Origin of the sequence: Shewanella benthica KT99, from assembly GCF_000172075.1 — a bacterium.
GTDB classification, from domain to species: Bacteria; Pseudomonadota; Gammaproteobacteria; order Enterobacterales; family Shewanellaceae; genus Shewanella; species Shewanella benthica_A.
The window spans coordinates 1-7270 of sequence record NZ_ABIC01000072.1; the positions used below are offsets into that span (position 1 = coordinate 1).

Annotated in this window: 7 protein-coding genes and 1 pseudogene; 5 read left to right on the top strand and 3 right to left on the bottom strand. The window is 45.0% G+C overall.

What is annotated here, in order from left to right; all coding sequences use genetic code 11:
- The 4 genes and pseudogenes from KT99_RS18975 to KT99_RS18990 form a co-directional block, all read left to right on the top strand.
- Positions 1 to 530 (top strand): annotated as a pseudogene (locus KT99_RS18975) (beta-ketoacyl-ACP synthase II); the annotation flags it as partial.
- Between the two features lie 217 nt (positions 531 to 747).
- Positions 748 to 1116, top strand: coding sequence for a hypothetical protein (locus KT99_RS18980; protein WP_040572231.1), 369 nt, complete (start codon positions 748 to 750; stop codon positions 1114 to 1116).
- Between the two features lie 104 nt (positions 1117 to 1220).
- Entirely contained in the window at positions 1221 to 1700 is a 480-nt protein-coding gene (locus tag KT99_RS18985) for an acyl-CoA thioesterase (protein WP_005503479.1), read from the top strand.
- Between the two features lie 73 nt (positions 1701 to 1773).
- Entirely contained in the window at positions 1774 to 2133 is a 360-nt protein-coding gene (locus KT99_RS18990) for an NAD-binding protein (protein ID WP_005503480.1), read from the top strand.
- A gap of 83 nt (positions 2134 to 2216) precedes the next feature.
- Here the strand turns inward: KT99_RS18990 and cdd are convergent, their stop codons facing one another.
- The 3 genes from cdd to KT99_RS19005 all read right to left on the bottom strand — a co-directional run bounded on the left by cdd (position 2217) and on the right by KT99_RS19005 (position 5611).
- Positions 2217 to 3107, bottom strand: coding sequence for a cytidine deaminase (gene cdd, locus KT99_RS18995; protein ID WP_005503481.1), 891 nt, complete (start codon positions 3105 to 3107; stop codon positions 2217 to 2219).
- Positions 3108 to 3202: 95 nt separating this feature from the next.
- On the bottom strand, positions 3203 to 4615 hold the full coding sequence (gene sbcB, locus KT99_RS19000) for an exodeoxyribonuclease I (protein ID WP_005503482.1): 1413 nt from the start codon (positions 4613 to 4615) through the stop codon (positions 3203 to 3205).
- Positions 4616 to 4828: 213 nt separating this feature from the next.
- Complete coding sequence (locus KT99_RS19005; RefSeq protein ID WP_040572230.1) at positions 4829 to 5611, bottom strand: spermidine synthase; 783 nt, start codon at positions 5609 to 5611, stop codon at positions 4829 to 4831.
- A gap of 469 nt (positions 5612 to 6080) precedes the next feature.
- Here KT99_RS19005 and KT99_RS19010 point away from each other — a divergent pair.
- The coding region (locus KT99_RS19010) for a L,D-transpeptidase family protein (RefSeq protein ID WP_040572233.1) at positions 6081 to 7270 on the top strand (1190 nt) is incomplete at its 3' end.

The following is a 7270-nucleotide window of genomic DNA, read 5'->3' on the forward strand; positions in this document are numbered from 1 at the left end:
GTATCATGGTCATGGAAGAGTATGAGCACGCTAAGGCTCGTGGTGCGACCATATATGGCGAGCTGGTTGGTTTTGGCATGAGTGGAGATGCTTTTCATATGACATCACCGCCAGCTGACGGTTCTGGCGCAGCAGCAGCCATGGTTAATGCCATGAATGATGCCAAAATAGCCAAAGAGCGGGTTGGTTATATCAATGCTCACGGCACATCGACACCCATAGGGGATAAAGCGGAGGCGGCAGCGATTAAGGCTGCATTTGGTGCCCATGCTTACGATCTCACCGTCAGCTCGACTAAATCTATGACCGGGCATCTGCTTGGCGCCGCGGGTTCAGTGGAAGCCATCATCACCTTGTTGGCGCTGAGAGACCAAGTCGTGCCGCCGACATTGAACTTAGATAACCCAGATGAAGGTTGCGATCTCGATTTCGTGCCACACACCGCGAGGGATCAGAAGTTTGAATACGCATTATGTAATTCATTTGGCTTCGGCGGTACCAATGGCTCTTTGTTGTTCAAGAGAAGCTAATTCAGTCAGATGAATTGATCCTCTATAGGATTGATATCACTATTTAAAAGCGCCTGATGGCGCTTTTTTATTTTGTGTTTGTAATACAGATAGAATGACCGAGATTAAGCGTAAATTTCCGCAGGATTAAGCTTAGTTAATCATGGTAAACATCACTTGGAAGCTAAGGCTAATGGGCAGATACTTGTTGCCTGTAAACTTGTTTGTAGGACATACCGTGTTAAATCTTGTCGTCGTCCCCCTGATGCCACTCGTTGGCGCATTAACCGCTAACCTCAGCGAACTTATTCGTGGTGAGAATAAGGCATTCTTACCCAATCTGAATGTTGGCATGAAGACCTTTTCTTTAGCCGCCGCTGGCTTCACCGTCGTCTGGTTTGCCTTGTTAGTGACGGCTATTTTTACCGGTGGAGATACCGATACTATTGCGGGTGTCGAAGTGCTGATGTTATTCCTGGCAGGTTTTGCTTTACACTCATGGCTCAAAGGTTCGCGAGTGTTCAGTCCTGGGGTTCAGCTTTGGACCTATCGTCTGGCTATTCCTTTGATTCTCGCGGCTTGTGTATTAGTGACTAAACTCGGATGATTTTCTTATCTGTTTGATCTAAGCGCAAATCACAGACTTTACTAGTATTCTAAGCAGACTTTTTGACGTACACTTATTGTAAAGAAAATAGATTCGAGAAAGCTATGGCTGGTAAAGAAAGAGAGATAACCTTAAGGTTTCTTGCAGAGCCTGCGGACGTAAACTTTGGTGGTAAAGTCCATGGTGGGGCGGTAATGAAATGGATCGATCTGGCCGCTTACGCTTGTGCTGCCGGTTGGAGTGGTAAATATTGCATCACAGTCTACGCCGGCGGAATTCGCTTCGTGAAACCTATCCAGGTGGGCAATATAGTAGAAATCCGCGCTAAAGTGATCTACACCGGGCGCTCATCCATGCATTTAGGCATAGACGTCAGAGCGGGCGATCCTAAGTATTCTGAACGTCACTTGACCACACACTGTATCGTGATCATGGTAGCGGTAGATGATGAGGGCAAGCCGACAGAAGTCCCAGAATGGATGCCAGAGAGCGAGCATGACATCAAGTTACGCGACTCTGCCATTCGTTTAATGGAGATGCGCAAGAAAATTGGCGCTGAGATGGAAGCGCATGTGACGACATAGAATATTTGATTAAAACAGGCACCTTGGGGTGCCTTTTTTTTATCTGTCTTTAAAAGAATAATCAGGAAGTGAGATGGCGAAACTAGCATTTATCGGATTAGGCGTGATGGGGTATCCCATGGCGGGTCACTTGGTTAAGTCGGGCCACGAGGTTAGCGTCTACAACCACACAGAATTAACAGCACAATCTTGGCAGATGGAGAACCGTTATCAAACCATGTGGCACGGTGAGTACAATCTGGGTTTTGCCGTCGACTGGATGAGAACAGATCTCAATATTACCCTGAATGAAGCGAGAAAAAATGGCTCTCACTTACCCTTGACTGCCTTGACTGCCTTGGTGGATCAATTTTATGCAGAAGTTCAGGCAATCGGTGGCAATCGCTGGGATACCTCGAGCCTGTTGGCTCAGCTGGAAAGAAGTCGCAAATAGCTCACTAGCTCATATATGTAATAAGTAATAAAAAGGACTGAAATATCAGTCCTTTTTATTGTCTATATTATTTCAATATCTGCTTACACCGGCTCTAGCACGATATGTTCAAGCTCTACTGCGGCGACGGCATGTAGCGCATCCATAGTCGCACCGACTAGGGATATTTTGCCTTGGGCGGACTCTATTAATACTGCCCGGGTTATCTCGCTAAAGAATCTGTTATGGCGTGCCATGGTCGATAGTGCCATCTGCATGGGTAACATAGAGGGATTAAATGCCGCATTTTCGGCGTAGCGTCCGCAATAAGTGGCGCCGTCTTTCGTTTGTAACACTACAGCGGCAAAACTACGGGTATAGGGGGCGTAACTCAGGCTTGCATGATCTAAGGCTTCGATGATCATGGGATCTGAACTGTCTAAACTTAGCTCATGGTGTTGTTTGGATAGCAGTGGCGCTGTGACATTGAGATCCGATGGGCCAAACGCATAAGGCAAGTAGTGTGTGAGTGGTTGCGTTTTTTGCTCAGGTAGGTGGATCCTAACCTGAGCGCCTTCGACTAACTCATTCATAAATTGACGGCAATGACCGCAGGGAGAAAAATTCACTACGATATCGACTATCTGAGTCTCTCCGCTGAGCCAGGCGTGACTTATCGCACTCTGCTCGGCATGGACCGAGTGAAACAGGGCTTCACCGGGCAATTCCATATTGCCACCCATGTAGATATCACCGCTTTTCCCTTTAGCAATGGCGCCGACATGGAAATCACTGATAGGGGGTCTGGCAAGCGTCGCCGCCACGGGTAATAGCACCAGTAGTAATTTTTCTTCGGTTAAGCCGCTGGCTTTGACTAAGCCTGCTAATTGCAGGGCATCAATATGGCCGGCAAAATTCTCGTGCAATAAAGGAATAAGTGCATCTGAGAGCGGTTTTGGTAACTGAGCAATACAGTTTATAAATCTATCTTGCATCTGCCATGGCCTACTTTTGTTAAATTAATGAAGATCATATTAGTAAGTGCGTTTCAAAGATAATGAGATCTAAGTCACGCTTAGCCGACTCAAATTTATAAATTGCTAAGATAATGACATAAAGCTGTGAGTAACTTCTGTTTATCTTCATCGTTTGCGGTGTCATTGACTAGATTTTCTAACTGCATCATATATTCTGGATCGTTCAGCCTGGATTGACAGAAGTCTCTCCACTTCATCGACTCTGACTCATCCAAGGTTGCCGGGTAGTTTCTGGCACGGTACCTAAACAACATCTCCTTGAGTCGCTGATCATCGAAATTGAGCTCAAGGGCCGCCAGATTTTGTGGCAAGGTATGACGGATAATCTCCATTTTCTCTTTATCTGCCGAGCCGAAGAAGCCCCCGCTGTAGAGCTGAAGATCGGGATCTTGGCTGCCATTGTCATGTTCCACGTCGAAGACGGCGACCAACTTCTCTCTTAGTTCCGGATGCTGTTTCAATAACTTGTATTGCTCTCTGGCGAAGGCTTTATCAATATTGAGTCGCTGAGCAAGCTCATCGGTGAGTATCTTAGGTGATGTGATGAAGGGACATTTATTAATGTGTATCTGTTTCACGCTGATAGGCAGTTCATCGTCGGCGAGATCGTCCCTGCGGGTATACATGCGTTCCCTGATCTGCTCTGCATCCAATTCGATAAGAGGCGAGATGTCCATGGCTAGATTGACACAGATAATGGCATTCTTATTGCTGGAGTGATGCGCCACGGGTGCGATAAGTGTGGTGCAGCCATGTTCGGCACTGATTTTAGAACTCACATGGACCAAGGGCAGCATATTGAGGACATCAAGCTGTTTGCTGACTTCCTGCTTACGTCTCAGCTGAAAATAATAGTCAAACAGCTTAGGCTGCTTCTGCTTAATGAGTTTTGCCATATCTATGGTGGCATACACATCAGACATGGCATCGTGGGCTTTCTCATGGCTCAGGCCATTCGCTTTGGTGAGATGCTCTAGCTTAAAGCTTGGCGTACCATCTTCTTTTAGTGGCCATTCAATGCCTTCGGGTCTGAAAGCGTAGCAGGCTCTGACTAGATCTATGATATCCCAGCGAGAATTTCCTTTTTGCCACTCACGCGCATAGGGGTCGATGAAGTTACGATAGAAACCATAGCGGGTGACTTCATCATCGAAGCGTATCGAGTTATATCCTGCCACACAGGTGTTGGGCTGACTGAATTGCTCATTGACCTTAGCCATAAATTCCGTTTCAGGCATGCCTTTGAGATTGACAAGCTGTGGCGTGATGCCCGTGATCAATATGGCCTCAGGGGAGGGTAGGTAATCGGTAGCCAGCTTGCAATAAAAGGTCACAGGTTCAGAGACTATATTGAGATCCATATCTGTCCTGATCCCGGCAAACTGTGATGGCCTGTCTTTTGATGGGTTTGCACCGAAAGTCTCGTAATCGTGCCAGAAGATGGTGTGGTTTGAACTGTGAGCCATAGGTGATTGTTTTTAGGAAATAGTTGCCAATAATCATAGCATTCTATTATATCCCTTGTCGTTAGTCTGATTGAGAACACTGGACCCTTTGTGGTATTAAACGGTTGTTTAAGGCCCAGTAGGAAGGCGCTACTGTCAGCATCTAGAAGGTAAACCCCAACAAGGGGCGGGTAATTGCCATAGATGGCTAGATACCACCTAGTCGCGAACCATTTAGTAGCAATCCCCGTCCTTTAGGTCAAAGAGGATGTCAGAGAGTAATTTGGCATAAGGTTCCATCGGAATGTTCATTTTCTCTTGCAACAATTTACCCTTAGTCAGTAGTGCTTCTCTTTTTATCGAGGGGATGTCGTTTTTGAATGCGAGTACGATCCTGTTGCCACTTTCTACTTCGAAACTGAGTAGTCGATTTTCAAATTCGAGCGCGAGTAATTCATCTAACTCTTCTCGTAATTCAAGTACCATATGCCAGATATTGAGCACGAGGACACCGTGTTTGTTGAGTGCCTTTTTACAATCACGCAAGTAGGATAGTTGTACTTGTTTCGGTTCCATCCCTTCCGAGTTGTATAGATCTGAAAAGATAATATCGCTTTTTATGTCGGTGTTTTTAATGTAGTTCACGGCATCGTCTATATGAATGAAGAGGCGATCAGTGTCGGGTAAGTGAAAATGTTTTTTTGCGGTCTGCGCCACTGCTTCACGGTATTCAATCGCGTGTACGTTCAACTCGGAGAAACTACTGAGCAGGTTCTTTACCATTGAGCCTGCGCCCAGCCCCATGATGGTGGCTATTTTTACTATGGGGATAAAAAGCAAACCCGCCATCATGGCCTGGGTGTAGCCGAGATTTAAACCATTAATGTCATTTAGTTTCATGCAACTTTGATAGATTTGTCCATCAAAGCTGAGAATCCGGCTGGTCCTTGTTTGGTAAACATAAATTGGGCCGTGCTCATCTACTGTTGATGAGATACAAGTTCCTCTGATATCCATGGTGTTGTTAATATCTCTTAAATGCGTTACATAACCGGTAGGGTATTATAATGGGAAATGGGGTCAATGGAACATCATAGTGAGGGTTCGCTACGTTAAATCTAGCGAACTAACCCCGACCAAGAATTGAGCGAACAAAGCCATATATGGACGCTCTGCCCCGTCAAGACATGTTTACCGATTTCCGCAGCTCTGGACGACCTAACCTACAAATCGAAAAAATCACGGAAGGCTTGAAGACAGAAGTTGTCAGGTTTTAGATGCAAAAAAACTAAACAAAGCTAACTCGAAGAGTAGAATTAAGTTTTGCTCTTCAAGTTAAGCTTTGCTAACAGAGCAATCTGTAAATCCTCCTTGCGTATTCTACTTAGCACGCCTTAAATTTTGCCATACTTACATCATTAACCAGATATGTTTACCACTGGTGAAAAGTTCGGAGATTGCATCTGTCGATCATGGAGGTTAATTTATGTTTACAAGGTGTTCGAGTGCAATAGTGTTCGCTGTTTTAGTTGTTTTGTTCTGTACCAGACCACTCCTTGCTATGGATCGCTCAGAAGCCGCATTTAATTCTTTGCTCTATCAAGTTCAATTTGTATGGTTAATTAAACCATCAAAGCAAATTGAACAAGATTATAGGGCATTAACTTTAGAGCCCAAGGAGTTAAAACTAGCCAGAGTCGAGCGGATTAAATCTGAACTGCAGCAATTCTGGGCATCCCTAGGGATCCCCACCAACGCAATGAACATGAAAGATTCAAAAAACTTGTTGCAACAGGCTCTCTCCCTAGAGCCGATCTCTAAAGACTATCTAGCCACAAGTAATAACATCCGCTACTTACTCTGGCTAGATCAGAAAATGGACTGGAATGAATTAGTGTCTAACTCTTGGTTAAAGCAGGGCGATAATCATAGCTTGGTGCCTGAAATCAGTCGTAGGTTAAACGGGCTAGGCGATCTGGGAGAGTACGATTCGGTCAGTACACTGTTTGATGCTAATGTCAAAAATGCGGTTAGACATTTTCAACAACGTCATGGTTTGAAAATAGACGGGATTATTGGTCCCGAAACGATTCGCTGGATCAATATCACCCCCGTGAAACGGGCTGAGTTGTTAGCGATTAATTTTATAAATAAGACCCGTTACTTAGCCTCAATTGAGCCTATTTTTTTAATTATAAACATTCCTGCATTTGAGTTAGAACTTATCGACAATGGTCAAGTGGCGTTGCAGTCTCGGGTGATAGTAGGTAAACCCTATCGTCAAACTCCCCTGTTAATCAGTCGAATTTCAAACCTGGTGATCAATCCAAGCTGGCGAGTCCCCAGGAGTTTATTAATTCGAGATTTATTGCCTAAAGTCAGGGAAGATGGCGGTTATATTCAAGCTGGAAATTTCAATGTTTTCGATAATCAGGGACAAATGGTGAGTAAAACCGCGCAAGAGTGGCAAGATTTAGCCCATGGTCGTTTTCCTTATCGTCTCGTTCAACAGCCAGGAGAAGGTAATACCTTAGGACGCTATAAATTTTATTTTGAGAATAAATACAGTGTCTATCTACACGATACCGCCGACAAGGAGTTGTTCGACGAGTCCAACCGTGCACTTTCATCTGGGTGTATACGTATTGAAAATGTCGAGGGACTAGCCAACTGGAT